Source organism: Xylanibacter ruminicola, from assembly GCF_900107775.1.
GTDB classification, from domain to species: domain Bacteria; phylum Bacteroidota; class Bacteroidia; order Bacteroidales; family Bacteroidaceae; genus Prevotella; species Prevotella ruminicola_C.
On the sequence record NZ_FNRF01000001.1, the window covers coordinates 645,663 to 661,431 of the forward strand.

At 45.7% G+C, this 15,769-nt stretch carries 14 protein-coding genes; 9 read left to right on the top strand and 5 right to left on the bottom strand.

Features of this window, described 5'->3' with window-relative positions:
• Positions 1-47: 47 nt before the first annotated feature.
• Together BLU97_RS16405 and BLU97_RS02400 are read left to right on the top strand one after the other, a co-directional pair.
• On the top strand, positions 48-1,394 hold the full coding sequence (locus tag BLU97_RS16405) for a DUF5687 family protein (RefSeq protein ID WP_410543894.1): 1,347 nt from the start codon (positions 48-50) through the stop codon (positions 1,392-1,394).
• A 3-nt stretch (positions 1,395-1,397) separates the two neighbouring features.
• Positions 1,398-2,102 carry an ABC transporter ATP-binding protein gene (locus BLU97_RS02400; RefSeq protein WP_074760082.1) on the top strand — a complete coding sequence of 235 codons (705 nt, stop codon included), beginning with the start codon at positions 1,398-1,400 and terminating at the stop codon, positions 2,100-2,102.
• 343 nt (positions 2,103-2,445) lie between these two features.
• On the opposite strand, the gene BLU97_RS02405 is transcribed toward BLU97_RS02400, so the two are convergent.
• Genes BLU97_RS02405 through BLU97_RS02425 form a run of 5 tightly spaced genes read right to left on the bottom strand, consistent with a single transcriptional unit; the run spans position 2,446 to position 7,422 of the window.
• Entirely contained in the window at positions 2,446-3,897 is a 1,452-nt protein-coding gene (locus BLU97_RS02405) for a PD-(D/E)XK nuclease family protein (RefSeq protein ID WP_139208714.1), read from the bottom strand.
• Complete coding sequence (locus BLU97_RS02410) at positions 3,894-5,576, bottom strand: transporter substrate-binding domain-containing protein (RefSeq protein WP_074760084.1); 1,683 nt, start codon at positions 5,574-5,576, stop codon at positions 3,894-3,896. The genes BLU97_RS02405 and BLU97_RS02410 overlap by 4 nt, the downstream gene beginning before the upstream one ends.
• 5 nt (positions 5,577-5,581) lie before the next feature.
• Entirely contained in the window at positions 5,582-5,737 is a 156-nt protein-coding gene (rd, locus tag BLU97_RS02415; RefSeq protein ID WP_013063931.1) for a rubredoxin, read from the bottom strand.
• Between the two features lie 14 nt (positions 5,738-5,751).
• Entirely contained in the window at positions 5,752-6,804 is a 1,053-nt protein-coding gene (locus BLU97_RS02420; protein ID WP_074760085.1) for a glycosyltransferase family 9 protein, read from the bottom strand.
• Between the two features lie 12 nt (positions 6,805-6,816).
• Complete coding sequence (locus tag BLU97_RS02425) at positions 6,817-7,422, bottom strand: DUF4254 domain-containing protein (RefSeq protein WP_074760086.1); 606 nt, start codon at positions 7,420-7,422, stop codon at positions 6,817-6,819.
• A 280-nt stretch (positions 7,423-7,702) separates the two neighbouring features.
• On the opposite strand from BLU97_RS02425, the gene BLU97_RS02430 reads away from it, so the two are divergent.
• The 7 genes from BLU97_RS02430 to BLU97_RS02460 all read left to right on the top strand — a co-directional run bounded on the left by BLU97_RS02430 (position 7,703) and on the right by BLU97_RS02460 (position 15,747).
• Positions 7,703-7,939: an acyl carrier protein gene (locus tag BLU97_RS02430; RefSeq protein WP_013065488.1), complete on the top strand. Its 237-nt coding sequence runs from the start codon at positions 7,703-7,705 to the stop codon at positions 7,937-7,939.
• Positions 7,940-8,008: 69 nt separating this feature from the next.
• Complete coding sequence (fabF, locus tag BLU97_RS02435; protein WP_074760087.1) at positions 8,009-9,271, top strand: beta-ketoacyl-ACP synthase II; 1,263 nt, start codon at positions 8,009-8,011, stop codon at positions 9,269-9,271.
• Positions 9,261-10,286, top strand: coding sequence for a ribonuclease III (gene rnc / locus BLU97_RS02440; RefSeq protein ID WP_074760088.1), 1,026 nt, complete (start codon positions 9,261-9,263; stop codon positions 10,284-10,286). The genes fabF and rnc overlap by 11 nt, the downstream gene beginning before the upstream one ends.
• Before the next feature lie 125 nt (positions 10,287-10,411).
• Positions 10,412-10,960 (top strand): RNA polymerase sigma factor, encoded by a 549-nt coding sequence (locus tag BLU97_RS02445; protein WP_074760089.1) that lies wholly within the window; start codon positions 10,412-10,414, stop codon positions 10,958-10,960.
• 20 nt (positions 10,961-10,980) lie between these two features.
• Complete coding sequence (locus BLU97_RS02450; RefSeq protein WP_074760090.1) at positions 10,981-12,243, top strand: hypothetical protein; 1,263 nt, start codon at positions 10,981-10,983, stop codon at positions 12,241-12,243.
• A 73-nt stretch (positions 12,244-12,316) separates the two neighbouring features.
• Entirely contained in the window at positions 12,317-13,825 is a 1,509-nt protein-coding gene (locus tag BLU97_RS02455) for a GH3 auxin-responsive promoter family protein (RefSeq protein WP_074760091.1), read from the top strand.
• Positions 13,822-15,747 (top strand): Ig-like domain-containing domain, encoded by a 1,926-nt coding sequence (locus BLU97_RS02460; protein ID WP_074760092.1) that lies wholly within the window; start codon positions 13,822-13,824, stop codon positions 15,745-15,747. The genes BLU97_RS02455 and BLU97_RS02460 overlap by 4 nt, the downstream gene beginning before the upstream one ends.
• The last annotated feature ends 22 nt before the right edge of the window (positions 15,748-15,769 follow it).

Sequence of the window (15,769 nt, forward strand, 5' to 3'; positions counted from 1 at the left end):
TATTTTTGCTAATGACAAATGTAACGTTTTATATTACTAAAGTATGGATGGATTATATCATAAGAGAGAAAGTATGGCATAAAACTCTCGTTGTGGCAATTTCCATATTGTTACTCTTTCCCATCCTTTATTTCACCTTTGGCGATATGGCGGATGAACTGTCCAGAACCAAAAGGTTTGATTATGTAGTTCCATATGTCGCCCTATCAATATTGATACCAGATTTTCTTCTTAAGTACTTCGTGAAGAGAGAAAAACTCGTTATGAGTGACAGTATGAAAACACGACCAATTAGCACCGCATCGTGGAATAGGTTCGTGTTATTGAATTGCCTTTTAGACTCCGGGAATTCGTATCTCTTATTCTTTTTTATTCCGGTTGCTTTTATGTCGATGTCTTTCGTGAAATCCGTACTGTCATTACTCCTATTTTTCTCAATATGCTGGTTGAATGGATACGCGATAACGATATACCGTCTATCTCAGGACTGGGAATACAAAGCACCGGTTATAGTCGTTGGCTTCTTCTGGGTTCCCTTAGTGACATGTTATGTGATTAATCCGTTATCATTTCCATGGGTACTACATATAATCGGTTTTATCCTTTTATGTATGTTGATGATATATGGCTTGTATAAATACAGTTGCACTATTCATGTTTATACGGATTATTCGAGAAATACCAAGAAAGAATACGTCACTCATTTCTCAGGGCTCGCCATAGAGTATGTTAGTATGATGAGGGCGACGAGATACCGTCTATTCCCCTTCTATATCATTTTCAACTGTCTGTTCGGACTTTTCCTTGTATTAAATAACCCATATATTTCAAACACATTTTCCTTGGAACTAATTGTCATATTATCAATCATCGGACTGCCTATCATCTATGGTATATTCATGTTTGCCTTTGAAGGGAACTATATGGACGGATTATGGACACGTCCCATAGGAATCAGGAGAGTCATGCAGGTTAAATACAATGGCTATGTAATAGATGCTGCCTTTATGACAATCTTATGTTATGTTCTTTACCGTATTTTTCGAAATGAGATAGAATTGCCGATATGTTTTTTTGGGGCGACGCTCTTGTTCACTTCAGGGGTAATTAATCATGTCATATTCTTTACGAGTTTTCTTGCGAAAAGATGTGAAATGTTCTCGAACTCATTCAGTATTACACCATATCGAAGATCCTTTCTACTAGAGGCTGTGGTTTTCCTTCCTATTATTGTACTACTCCTTATATATTATTTCTTGCCTATATCTATAGCAAACATAGCCTCAGCGCTATCCGGCATAATCGGAGTCCTATTGCATCCATTCATCATGAAATGGTTTGCCCAAAAATATGAGTCAAATAGATACAAATATTTTGAACAATATAGAAATTGATTTATGGAACTGATAATCAAGAATCTTACAAAGGTTTACGGAGATAGAACCGTACTTGATATACCCCAACAAACTATCACTTCAGGAGAAATTATTGGATTAGTAGGCAACAACGGTGCCGGAAAGACAACGATACTCCGTCTGATGCTTGATCTTATCAAAGCGGATTCAGGTGAAGTGCGTAGTAACGGTAATGCTGTAAACGAAGATAGCCAGTGGAAGACCTACACAGGTTCCTATATTGACAAACGTTTCCTCATACCATTTTACACACCAGAGGAGTTTTTTCATTTTGTTGCCAAACTGTATAACATAAAACAAAAAGAACTTAACAAACGATTGGAAGAATATCATCAGATGATGCATGACGAAATCCTTGGAACAGGTAAGCAGATACGTCATTTCTCGGAAGGAAACCAGCAGAAGATTGGCATCATTGCCGCTATGATAATTAATCCGACGGTACTCATTCTCGATGAGCCTTTCAATTATCTCGATCCATCCTCACAAATTGTTGTTGCAAAACTTATTAAGCAGATTAACGAACGTCTGGCTACTACTGTGATAGTCTCCAGTCACAACCTTACTTACATCACAGATGTTGCCACACGAATTCTGCTCTTGGAGAAGGGAAAAATCATCAAGGACGTCCCTAACAAGAACGGCAGTGCACTTGACGAACTCACAGGTTATTTTGCTTCAATGTAAGCCATCTGTTGCCATGCTATGTTATCAATGAATATTTTGCTACTACGTGAGGGCGCAAAAATTCCCTAGTTGGGGAACAAATATTCCCACGTTGGGAAAACGTAACTAATCTATGAGATAAGTTACGGATATCTGGTAGATATATTACGGATATCTCATTGAAGGTAGGCAAACGTTGCAGCGTTGCCGTTGCAACGTTGCAATAAGGACTATCCCACCTCTACGCAGGATGGGTATCCGATATATATTAGAGGATTATGATAAATAGAAATTAATACTTATTAATTATTGAATAGTTATTATACTCCTTCATGCAACGTTGCAACGGCAACATTGCAACATTCTACAGCAATCTGTGGCCTAAGTCGTGCTGCTGACAAATGGTGACGATTTGCTGGATGAGCTGGTCCATCTTGGGTACTTGGGCTACATAATAGGTGGGATAATCGGGACAGAGCACCACCAAGTTCATAGCCTTTACACGGATGCCGTAATGGCGCTCTAACATGTAACGATACAGATTCTGCTGAATGCAATAATGGTAGAACGAGGTATCGGGCAGACTGATGCCGTTATGGCTCATCTTGCCACGAAAACCCTCGACGATGGGTTGGCCTTGGGCGTTGACTACCTTCGACGAGCGTTTCCAGTCGTAGATGGTAAACTCGCCATCGTCGTCCTGGCAAATCAAGTCGATGGTACCTGCAATGTTCAAATCCTTATCGTAAACGGGCCACTCCTGGCGATAGGGCTCGATATCGTAGTCGCGGATAAAGCGCAGAAAATGAAGTTTTTCCTGCTCTACACTCACAACTTCGGTTTCTTGCCCAAACTGCAGCTGGCATTCGGTCTCGAAGAAACCGCGCTGAAAATAGTTCTCTGTCTGCAGATGCACGAAGGTGCCCACCTCGCTGGCTGTACGACCAGCGCGCTCCCACTTATCCAAGCTCTCCTCTACGGGTATGCCTTTAAACCGCATCTGGTTTTCGGCCTGTGACAGAGCCTGGAATTCATCAAAGAAATAGGCAATGAGCGAACTGACAGGCAGCATACGCTTTATACCTTTATATATATATATATGTTCGCAGGGCTCGAAATCGATATCAGCATCCTGCTCGTAATGGCCTGCATCGCGAAAGGTGGCCATTTTTTCGCGCATATCATCGGTTTTGTCGAAGGGCTTAACCTGCTGTTTGCAGTCAAGCTCGTCGACATCGAGGGCATATCTATCGGTTATCCATTGCTTATCCTCGCCATCCACATTCTGCCAGTAGGCCATTTTTAACGCATCGTTACGACTCCAAGGCTCAACAGGTGTGGGCACCGATGCAAATTGGTGCTGCTGGATGAATGCACTATCAGCCATCATACAAGTAACCAACTCTACCAAATAATCGGCACAGATACCAGGCTCCTGGGCGATTTGCTGAGCGGCCAGGCGAACTACCACCCATCCATGACGATTGAGCAGATGATCACGATACACATCGCCACACGACAGGTAGTGGATGGGCTCGCGAGTAGCCTTACAGTAAGGCTCATCTATCTCTACATCGATACGGATGCCTGGAGTACCTGCTACCACCAGCGCCAGATCGGGATAATAAGGCGGCTGCTTATCGGTAGTGATGATACAGGCGTTTAACAGGCACTCTACACCAGCGGGCAACTTGGCCGAAAGCTCGCGGGCAAGCTTCTGCTCGAGCATGCCTGGGGTTACTAATGGATGACGACGAAAGGGATACAAAATGGTTCCCTTCTCAGGGAACCTTATGATGGGATATGTTTGTTTCATGCTGTTTCTTCTTGCTTGCTTTGTATGGTCATCACGAATCGTGCGCCTCCAGTATAGGTGGTGTCGAGAACGATGTCGCCACCCAATCGGCGCGCCAAGCTACGCGCTATCGAGAGTCCGATGCCTGTGCCATCGCTGTACTCGTCTAACTGCACAAACTCGTCGAATATGCGCTCGGCCTGATATACGGGGATAGATGTGCCTGTATCTTCGACCACAAAGTACGCCAGCCCCTCGTGATTACTTATTTGTAATGTTACTTGTCCTTGTTCTGTAAATTTCTTGGCATTATCGAGCAACTGCTGCAAAGCCAGAACAGCCGATCGCAGATGGGTATCGAACAACTGCTGAGCCCCAAACAGCTTTACAAGATTGAACTGGACATGCGATGCCTTGTTGATACCAGCCGCCTTGATGGCCTCCTGGGCAATGACAGAAGCCGACGTATGGTCTTCGCGCTCCAGTACCACGCTGCTGTTAATTTCGGCAAGTGCCAGCATCTTGTTGACCAAGCCTGTAATACGTTCGGCATTATCGATAATCTGCACCGACATATCGCGTTTCTCCGCCTTATCCAGTTCGGCATCAGTAGTTGTCAACACCTGTGTAAAACCACATATAATATTTAATGGTGTACGGATTTCGTGCGAGATCTGCTTGATGAAGTTGCTCTTCATTCGTGTACTCTCCTCGGCTCTGGCTGTAGCTAACTGCAGGGCTTTATTGTTTTGCTGCAACTGTGCGTTGGCACTCTGCAAACGGCGATTGTAGCGGTTCTTGTTAACCACATAAACCACCATAAACAAAAATACCAAGCCAGTAAGCAACCACCAAACCCACATGGGAATCTTGATATCGCCAAAGCGTTCGGCCACTTCCTGACCATATATCTCGTCGACGATGCCCTCGGCCTCCATCTTCTTTAGTTCGGCATTGATGGCATCAATCAGGCGTTTATCATGACTGGCATAACAGTATTCGCGTGGCTCTAACGACAGATCATCGGCCTTCAACTGATCTGTCAGATGCAGAAGCCCTACATGAAATTTTGCCTGGAATCGATAGCAGATAACGCCATCATACTTTCCGTTTGACAGGTCAACAATAGCCTCATTCAGATCGGTTATCGGATAGCCATCGGCCCCTTCGTCCTTCAGCATCAAACCTATAGGGCGCGATTTCATATAGGCAATACGCTTGCCTTTAAGATGACGGAAATCAAACTCTGCAAAGTCTTTTTTTCTGTAAACCACCTGATAATACATGCGGAATACAGCATCGGAATAGTTGGTTGTATCTTTACGATACGACGAATAAACCAGCATACCCATGTCGTACTTTCCACCAATAATACCTGGCGACATCTTGTCCCAATGGTTTGGCGAGAAAGTGTAAGGAATGCCCATACGCATCAGCAGTTTCTTGGTGAACTCCACATCGTAACCAGTAGGCAAACCCTGACTGTTTACGTATTGCAAAGGGGCATAACTGGTATTCATACCCATTACCAGCGGGCGGTCCTTGCTAAAACCAAGCTCCGTAGCCAATGGGCTTACAATAGGTTCATCATCAAACGCCTGAATAAATTCGCTAACATCGTTTTTACACGAAAACAGCACTACAGCCAACAAAATGGCTATAACCCACACACGTTTGATAATGAACCCTTTAGTTTGCATGAAGCTTATTCTGGTCTGAAGTTATCCTTGCCTACACCACAAACGGGGCATACCCAATCATCGGGGATATCCTCAAAAGCTGTTCCTGGAGCGATGCCACCATCGGGATCGCCTTCTGCGGGGTCGTAAACGTAACCGCACACTTCACAAATGTACTTCATAAGCGTTCTAGTTTTTAGTTATTAATAAGGGTTACTATTCTGTCAACAATCCGCTCGGGCGGAATGTTTTGCAGACATGCATAATCGCCACGCTGACAGGGTTTATTGCCATAAATACTGCAGGGGCGGCACTCCAGATCAATCTGGATAGCATTTTCGGGGTCCTGATTATAACCCAGGAAACCTGCCATGGGGTGTGTTGCACCCCAAACGCTTACCACAGGCACGCCTGTGAGCGATGCCAGGTGCATATTGGCCGAATCCATCGAGAGCATGACGTTGAGATGACTCATCAGGATAAGCTCCTGATACATACCCTCACAATGCTTGGCTACCGAAGTACATTGGCGATACTGAGCACACCACAGCTGGAAGTACTTCTCTTCTTCCTCGCCTCGGCCAAACAGGAATATACGACCATTAGGATACTGCTGAATAAGACGGAAGATTACCTGCTCCATCAAGCGGGGTGGATACACCTTACCCTCGTGGGCAGCAAATGGTGCGATACCTATCCACTGCTCGAAACTCTTCTTGGGTCCGAAGATGGCGGGCAACAGATTCATATTTCCACCCTCGTCAGGGAAGATGGAACGGAAATTCTTAATGTCAACCGGATAGCCCAGACGCTCGAACACAGCGGCATAATTCTCGAACGATGATGGCAATGGCACACGCTTATCGTGCTTGCCAGAAAGCAGTTTACGACGCTGACTGCGATTCTTGATCAGGTGCTCTACACGATATCGGCCCAGATTGAATCGAAAGCGCAGATACTCTGAGCGTAGAACATTATGCAGATCGGCCACCTTGGTGAACTGCTTGGCAACCAATCGGCGATAGAGTGCGTTAAGTCCGCGCACACCATGATACTCCTTGGTGAGATCGGCCTCCATGAAATTAACATTGGGCGCCAGATCGTCGAACAAAGGGCGGGCGAACTTACGGCTAAGCACCGTGATGCGTATATCGGGATACTGCTGAGCCAGCGACCAGACTACAGGCACCATCATGGCTACATCGCCAAGAGCTGAGAATCTGATGACCAGTATATGCTCTTTTCTCATCAGCCTTTGTATTTACTTCTGATTATATAAGATAGGATTAGTAGCTGGATCGTTATACATCTTCATCTGGCGATACACCTTCATGTACTTGCGGCCAGCCTCGATGTCCTCGAGCAGCTGATCGATAGCCAGCGAGAGGTCCTTCTGCTGTTCGAGCAGCACATCGAGCTTAGCCTTGCACTTGGCAATGTGCTCAGGCTCGGCATCGGTACGGTTTACCTGCTCCTGCATGTGATAAATCTTAAGTGCCAGAATGCTTAAACGGTCGATAGCCCAAGCTGGGCTCTCGGTATTAAGGCGCGCATCGGCCTGAGGAACCACCTCGCTGTAATGCTGGCGGAACCAAGAGTCGATTTCCTCAACCAAATCGGTACGATCCTGATTACTGCGGTCGATACGACGCTTAAGCTGCAGGGCCTCGATAGGATCGATATGGGGATCGCGAATAATATCTTCGTAATGCCACTGAACAGTATCAATCCAACATTTCTTATAGAGACTATACTGGATGCTGTCTTTCTGATATGGATTTTTCAAGGGCGTATCGACATCATCGAAAACATGATAGTCGTTAATCGCCCTCTCAAAAATTTGATTGGCTTCTTTTGTAAATGTCATATTCGTATTCGTTTTATTTTGCAAAACTACAGAAAGTTTTTCAATTAACCAACGAAAAATGAATAAAATCGCCATATTTTGTATTTTTATAGTATAAGGCACACCAAAAAAGGGTATATTTTTGCACAAATGCCCCTATAATGTGCAAACCGAAGTAAGTTTTTCTTAAAAAAATTTGCGTAAGTGAAAGAAATTGTGTTACTTTGCACCCGATTTCGGCCTAAAGCCGGAAAAATTTCAAGATAGCAACATCATTATTAACAATTAAATTATTACAATTATGTCAGAAATTGAAAGCAAAGTAAAGGCAATTATCGTAGACAAACTCGGTGTAGATGAGGCTGAAGTAAAGGCTGAGGCTAGCTTCACAAACGACCTGGGTGCAGACTCATTGGATACTGTTGAGCTGATCATGGAGTTCGAGAAGGAGTTTGGTATCTCAATTCCCGATGATAAGGCTGAGAAGATCGGTACCGTTGGCGACGCCATCGCTTACATCGAGGAGAACGCAAAATAATATTTGTTTACTACATAATGGTTGCTTCCTTATTTTAAGAGGCAACCATTATGCTTTTAATTTAAGCTTATGGAATTAAAAAGAGTAGTTGTAACAGGTCTTGGCGCAGTTACGCCAGTGGGCAACACTCCTGAAGAGATGTGGAATAACCTGCTCAACGGAGTTAGCGGCGCAGCACCTATTACAAGTTTCGATACAACAAATTTTAAGACTAAGTTCGCTTGTGAGGTAAAGAACCTCAACGTGAACGATTTCCTGGATCGCAAAGAGGCACGTAAGATGGACCGCTACACTCAGCTGGCCCTGATTGCTGCCAAGCAGGCCGTTGAGGATAGCGGTATGGATCTGGAGACAGAAGACAAGAACCGTATCGGCGTGGTTTATGGCGTAGGTATTGGTGGAATTAAGACCTTCGAGGACGAGGTAAAGTACTATGGTGTTCACGAGGCCGATGGTCCTAAGTTCAACCCCTTCTTCATCCCCAAGATGATTGCTGATATCGCAGCAGGTCAGATTTCGATTTTGTATGGCTTCCATGGCCCCAACTATATCACAGCTTCAGCTTGTGCATCTTCATCAAACGCACTGGCCGACGCCTTCAATCTGATCCGTTTGGGTAAGGCAAACGCTATCGTTGCTGGTGGTGCCGAGGCAGCTATCTGCGCTACTGGTGTAGGTGGTTTCAATGCCATGCACGCTCTCTCTACTCGTAACGACGAGCCAGAGAAGGCCAGCCGCCCATTCAGCGCAAGCCGCGATGGATTCATCATGGCTGAGGGTTCTGGTTGCTTGATTCTCGAGGAACTGGAGCACGCTAAGGCTCGTGGTGCTAAGATCTACGCTGAGATGGTAGGTGCTGGTATGAGCGCTGATGCTCACCACATCACAGCCTCTCACCCCGAGGGTCTGGGTGCTAAGCTCGTGATGCAGAACGCTCTCGAGGATGCTGGCATGAAGCCTGAGGACATCGACTACATCAACGTACACGGTACTTCTACCCACGTTGGTGATATCTCTGAGGCTAAGGCCATCAAGGAGGTATTCGGCGATGCTGCCTACAAGCTCAACATCTCTTCTACCAAGTCGATGACTGGTCACCTGCTGGGTGCCGCTGGTGCTGTAGAGGCAATGGCTACCGTTCTGGCTATCAAGAACGATATTATTCCTCCAACAATCAATCACGAGGAAGGTGATGAGGATCCAGAGATTGATTACAACCTGAACTTCACATTCAACAAGGCTCAGAAGCGTGTCGTACGTGCTGGTCTTAGCAACACCTTCGGTTTTGGTGGTCACAATGCATGTGTAGTATTCAAGAAGTATGAAGCTTAATAACATTATTGATAGAATAAAGCTCCCTTTCCGCAAGGAGAAGGAGCTTTTTTCTTCTCTTTACGAGATACTGGGATTCTACCCCCACAATATCGAGTATTACAAGATGGCGCTGATGCACAAGAGCATCCGCAAGCGCAACGACAAGGGCAAGCCGCTGAACAATGAGCGACTGGAGTTCCTGGGTGATGCTATACTCGACGCTGCTGTGGGTTACATCGTTTACCGTCATTATGAAGGTAAGCGCGAAGGATTCCTTACCAATACACGATCGAAACTTGTAAGCCGCGAAACGCTTGGAAAGTTAGCCACCGAGATGCGATTGAGCAATCTGCTGATATCAGCAGGTCATTCAACCTCGCACAACAGTTATGTTGAAGGAAATGCTTTCGAGGCGTTGGTAGGTGCCATTTATCTGGATCGTGGCTACGAGGCTTGCCTGTGGTTCTTTGAGCACCAGGTACTGGGCAAGTTCATTGATATTGACAAGGTAGCATTCAAGGAGGTAAACTTCAAGTCGAAACTCCTTGAGTGGAGCCAGAAGAATCGTGTACGTTTGGAGTACAAGCTCACCAAGCAGAAGAAAGATGAGAACGGCAGTCCTGTATTTACCTATATGGTAATTATCGAGGGCGTTAACGGCGAGAGCGGTTCGGGCTACTCAAAGAAAGAGGCCCAGCAGAAGGCATCGAAAGACACCCTGCAGCGCCTGAAGCGCGAACCACAGTTTGTTGATGTCGTATTTGCCGCCAAGACTGCCCGTACACAGATGGAAGAAGAGCCTGCGATGGCTGTACCCGATCCTGAGAAGGAGCAGCAGAGCTTTATCATCGAGCAGGAAAACACACCAGAAGAGGTTGTAGCAAAACCTGCCGAAGAGCCTAAGAAGGATACAGCAACAATAGATTTCTCAGAAAAAGAGTTTGATTTATCCGACATTTCTCACAAAGAGAAATCGCGCGAAGAAATCATAGCCGAAGCAGAAGCTGCAGCAGCAGCTTTCTCTGAGGATTAACCCATACGAGGTCGCCTATTGGCGGCCTCTTTTTTTTGTTATTTTGTTAAAGAAATAAAAAAAATTCTATTCTCATACAAGATTTCAGTACTTTTGAATTCTTAATCATAGAACGCAAGCAGAAAATGGTCAATCAACTCGTTGAGCGAATACGGAATAAAGACCAACGGGCGATGAGCGAGCTCTACCAGCTGTATATTGGAGAGCTATCATCGGTCTGCTACCGCTATATACCCAATAGCGACGATGCAAAGGATGTGCTGCAGAACAGCTTTATAAAGATATTCACCGCCATCCCATCGCTTGAGTATCGTGGCGAAGAGGCGTTCAAAGGGTGGCTCTTCAGGATTGTGGCCAACGAGGCGCTATCGTTCTTGAGAGAAAGAAAAAAACTGCTGTTTGTAGAACAGGATGATGCGAAACTGCAACAAGCAGACATCGCCGACGATATTCCTGATACAGAGCAGATTTCGGCCGACCAGCTACATCAACTAATCAGCAAACTGCCTGATGGCTATCGCACCGTATTGAACCTCTATGTGTTCGAGAACTACTCCCATCGGCAAATAGCCGAGCTACTTGGTATCAAGGAGGGCACATCGGCCTCTCAGCTTTATTACGCCAAACAATGGCTGGCGCGAAGAATAAGGGAATTAATAATCGAAAAGGGATGAAAGAGGATTGGACGAAACAAATGAAACAGAAACTGGAGGGTCACCAGATGACTCCACCAGCCGGACTCTGGGAGAGCATCAGTAACGAGATGCAGCTCCAGACTGAGTCTGCCCCTGTTTCAACCCCTGCAAAGACGGTTTCTATGCACCGCTGGTATTGGGTGGCTGCGGCTGTCATCCTTGCGATTGTTGGATGCTTTACCGTTTATCAGTTTGACACCAAAGAGCCCCAGTTAACAGCCAACAGCCAGAAAGTGATGGCACCTAAAGCCGAAGCAGACAAGCCAGCAATGCCGGCAGAAGAACCAATACTTCTGGCTCAAGCGACAAATGATCATAAGGTAGAAAAAACTATGGGAACGAAGTGTCAGCCCCAACCCCAGTTTTACGAACAGCAACTACCTACAGGCGAAAATCTGCAGGAGGTGACAGACAATAGCTTACAAGAGGCTACAAACGAAAACGCTCCAGATGCTACTGACAATCATCAGCAGGTATCAGAAGATACCAAAATTATTGCGCCGCAGAAAAAGAAACAAACCTATCTGCCTGATGTTATCAATCCAAGCGAAACCCGCTCAAAATCAATCGATACAGATAAATGGACCATCGGACTGAACGGTTCGAACGGTTTGTTGATGGCTAGTAATAATTTAGGAAACACTATGGGTGGACAATTCCTGAATAGCGATGCGAATTACGCAGTTAACAGCGATGTTGATTTAGGCAAAAACGGCGGTACTATTGTTACCGACTACATCAAGTTCGGCGAAACTTCTTCGTTTACCAATATGTACACCCTGCCCGATGTAGTTTCGAAACACAAGTTGCCTGTTAGATTCGGACTCTCGTTACAGTATCAACTTAGCAATCGCATCGCTTTGCATAGTGGTATCAGCTATACCTATCTCGAGTCGGAGTTTATAACACCTATTACTAACAGTAATAATTACATCCAGAAACTCAGATACTTAGGTATTCCCGTAGGCGCATCATGGAACATATGGAGCACCGGTAATCTTAATGTTTATCTTGCGGGTACCGCCTTGCTCGAGAAATGTATCGACGCTCAAGTATCCGATGGCGATATCGACCAGCGCCCCTGGCAGTTCTCACTTAATGCCGCTGCTGGTGCCGAATATAATATCACACGCCAGTTCGGACTTTACCTTGAGCCAGCTCTGGGTTATTACTTTAACGACGGAACCTCTTTGCAGCATTATTACAAAGAGCATCCGCTGGCACCATCTATCCAGTTTGGATTAAGATTACATCTTAAATGATAAAAAAACGAAAAATATTCCCCCTTTACAACGGAATTGCGTAATTTTGCACGCACATTGCGCAATTATTAACATGAGTATAACAAAGATTGTAAGAAAAGTATTCGAGCCTAGACAAAAGGAACTCGAGAAACACTTCAACCAAGGCAAAGCACTCCAAGAAGCTGTGCTGGGCCGACTGGTGGCTGAAGCCAAAGATACGGAATACGGACGAAATCATGCCTTTGCATCAGTAAAAGGTTACGATGATTTTGCCAAACACATCCCCGTAAATACCTACGAAGAACTCAAAGAATCGATAGATCGCATGCGTCACGGCGAAACAGATGTATTGTGGCCAGGTCGTGTAAAATGGTATGCCAAATCATCGGGCACTACCAACGATAAGTCGAAGTTCATCCCCGTAAGCAAGGAGGGACTGAAACGCATTCACTATCGTGGCGGATTTGATGCTGTGGCTATATATCTTCAAAACAATCCCAAGTCGCGCATGTTCGATGGTAAGGGACTGATTCTTGGTGGCAGTCATGCACCAAATTATAATCTGAAAGACTCTCTGGTTGGCGATTTGAGCGCCATCCTTATCGAGAATATCAACCCGTTGGCCAATCTGGTTCGTGTGCCAAAGAAACAGACTGCTCTGCTTTCTGACTTTGAAATTAAGCGCGACCGTATTGCCCGCGAGGCCATGAACAAAAACGTAACCAATCTCTCAGGTGTACCCTCGTGGATGCTCTCTGTACTTACCCGCATGATGGAGATTACAGGCAAAACACATCTTGAAGATGTATGGCCACACATCGAGGTGTTCTTCCATGGTGGTGTGGCCTTTACGCCTTATCGCAAACAGTACGAACAGCTCATTACCTCGCCCAACATGCACTATATGGAAACGTATAATGCCAGCGAGGGATTCTTCGGTCTGCAGAACGATCCATCGGACAAGTCGATGCTGCTGATGCTCGACTACGATGTGTTCTACGAGTTCATCCCTATGGACGAAATCGGCAAGGAGAACCCAACCATCGTGCCAATGTGGGGTGTAGAAACTGGTAAGAACTACGCCATGGTTATCACAACCAGTTGTGGTTTGTGGCGTTATGAAATCGGCGATACCATCCAGTTTACATCTACCAATCCGTACAAGTTTATCATCTCTGGTCGCACCAAGCATTTCATCAATGCCTTTGGCGAGGAGCTGATAGTTGATAATGCTGAAAAGGGACTGGCCTATGCTTGCGAACAGACAGGTGCCGAGGTTTCGGAATATACCGCTGCCCCTGTGTTTATGGACCAGAACGCCAAGTGCCGCCATCAGTGGCTCATCGAGTTTAAGAAGCGTCCTGCCGATCTGCAGCAGTTCAGCGACCTGCTTGATAAGCATCTGCAGGAAATCAACAGCGATTACGAGGCTAAACGTTATAAGGATATTACGCTGCAGCACCTTGAGATTATCGAGGCACGCGAGAATCTGTTTAACGACTGGCTGAAACTGAAAGGCAAATTAGGCGGACAACACAAGGTGCCTCGCCTTAGCAACTCTCGCGAACATATCGAACAATTATTGAAGTTGAACGCATGAAGAAACTCCTCTATATCTGCTGTATAGCTTTGGCTATGATTGGTTGCGCCCGCATGGGACAGCCCGATGGCGGTTGGTACGACGACGACCCACCAAAGGTTCTGAGCGCCACACCTGCCGATCAGGCCACCAACGTAAACACCAAGAAGATTACCATCCTGTTTGATGAGTTTATCAAACTTACCGACGCAACCAATAAGGTGATTGTGTCGCCCCCACAGTTGGAAGTACCCGACATCAAGGCTGCGGGTAAAAAAATTGTAGTGGAACTGCAGGACTCTCTGATGGCGAATACCACCTATACCATCGACTTTAGCGATGCCATCAGCGACAACAACGAAGGTAACCCTATGGGCAGCTATACCTATAGCTTCTCAACAGGCGAAAAGATTGATACCTTCGAAGTATCGGGCTATGTGCTCGACGCCAGCAATCTCGAGCCCATCAAGGGCATCATGGTAGGTTTGTATAATGATCTGGCCGATTCTGCCTTCCAAACCAAACCTATGTTGCGTGTGTCACGTACCGACAGTCGTGGACACTTTGTAGTAAAAGGTGTGGCTCCTGGTACTTATCGCGCTTATGCTCTGCAGGATGCCGATGGCGACTTCCGCTTTACACAGAAGAGCGAGATGATTGCCTTTAACCAACAGACATTTGAACCTGGCTCAAAGCCCGACGTGCGAACCGACACCGTTTGGCGCGACTCGCTACATATCGATGCGCTGAAAAAAGTGCCTTACACCCACTTCCTACCAGATGATATCACGCTATTGGCATTCACCCACGTTCTTACTGATCGTTTCCTTATCAAGACCGAACGTGTGGAGGCCAATAAGTTCTCGATGTACTTCAGTTATGGTCATCCTGACCTGCCTGTTATCAAGGGTTTGAACTTCGACAGTAACGATGCTTTTGTAATCGAGACAAACGAGAAACAAGATACCACCCATTACTGGTTGCGCGATACCACGCTGATTAATCAGGATACCCTACGTATGGAGATCAGCTATCAGTTTTCCGACTCTACAGGTATGCTTATTAACCAAACGGATACCATCGAATCGCTGGCCAAAACTCCATACGCCAAGCGACAGAAAGAAAAAAACAAGGAGATTGACCAGTGGCTGAAGGAGCAGGAAAAGAAAAAGAAACGCGATATGCCTTACGACTCCGTATGGCACGAGAAACCTCTGGAGCCCAAGTTCGATGTTCCATCACAAATGGATCCCGATAAGCTTATTAAGGTTGAAATGCCTACACCTTTGCAACATTGCGACACAGCTGCGGTTCATCTCTATTCGATGATTGATTCTGTATGGTACGAGTCAGATTGCCGCATGGAGCCCATACCCCATCAGATCAGAAGTTACCAGATTCTGGCCGATTGGCGCCCAGGCATAGAGTATAGCCTTGAGATAGATTCTGCCGCCTTCGTGGATATCTACGGCAACGTATCTAATGCCTATAAACAAGGTATCAAGGTTAAGGACGAAGACGAATACGGTACGCTGAAACTGACCATCTCAGGTGTAGAAGATTCTGCCATGGTGGTTCAGTTGCTTAATGGTTCGGATAAAGTAGTAAAACTGGCCCGTGTGAATAACCATGTGGCCGAGTTTAAATACCTTAAACCCGAGAAGTATTACGTAAGCGCCTTTATCGATAGTAATGGTAACGGCATCTGGGATACAGGAGACTATGCCGAAGGCCGACAGGCAGAGGCTGTTTACTACTATCCCAAAGAGATAGAAGGCAAAGCCAAATGGGATTTGAATCTTAACTGGAATGTAACGGCTGTACCTGTGTACAAACAAAAGCCAGAGAAGATTACCAAACAGAAACCAGAGGCAGCCAAGAAACTAAAGAACAGAAATGTAGAACGCGCCCGCCAAATGGGTATAGAATACCTGAAGGATTAGGGCATTAATGTAGATAGCAAGA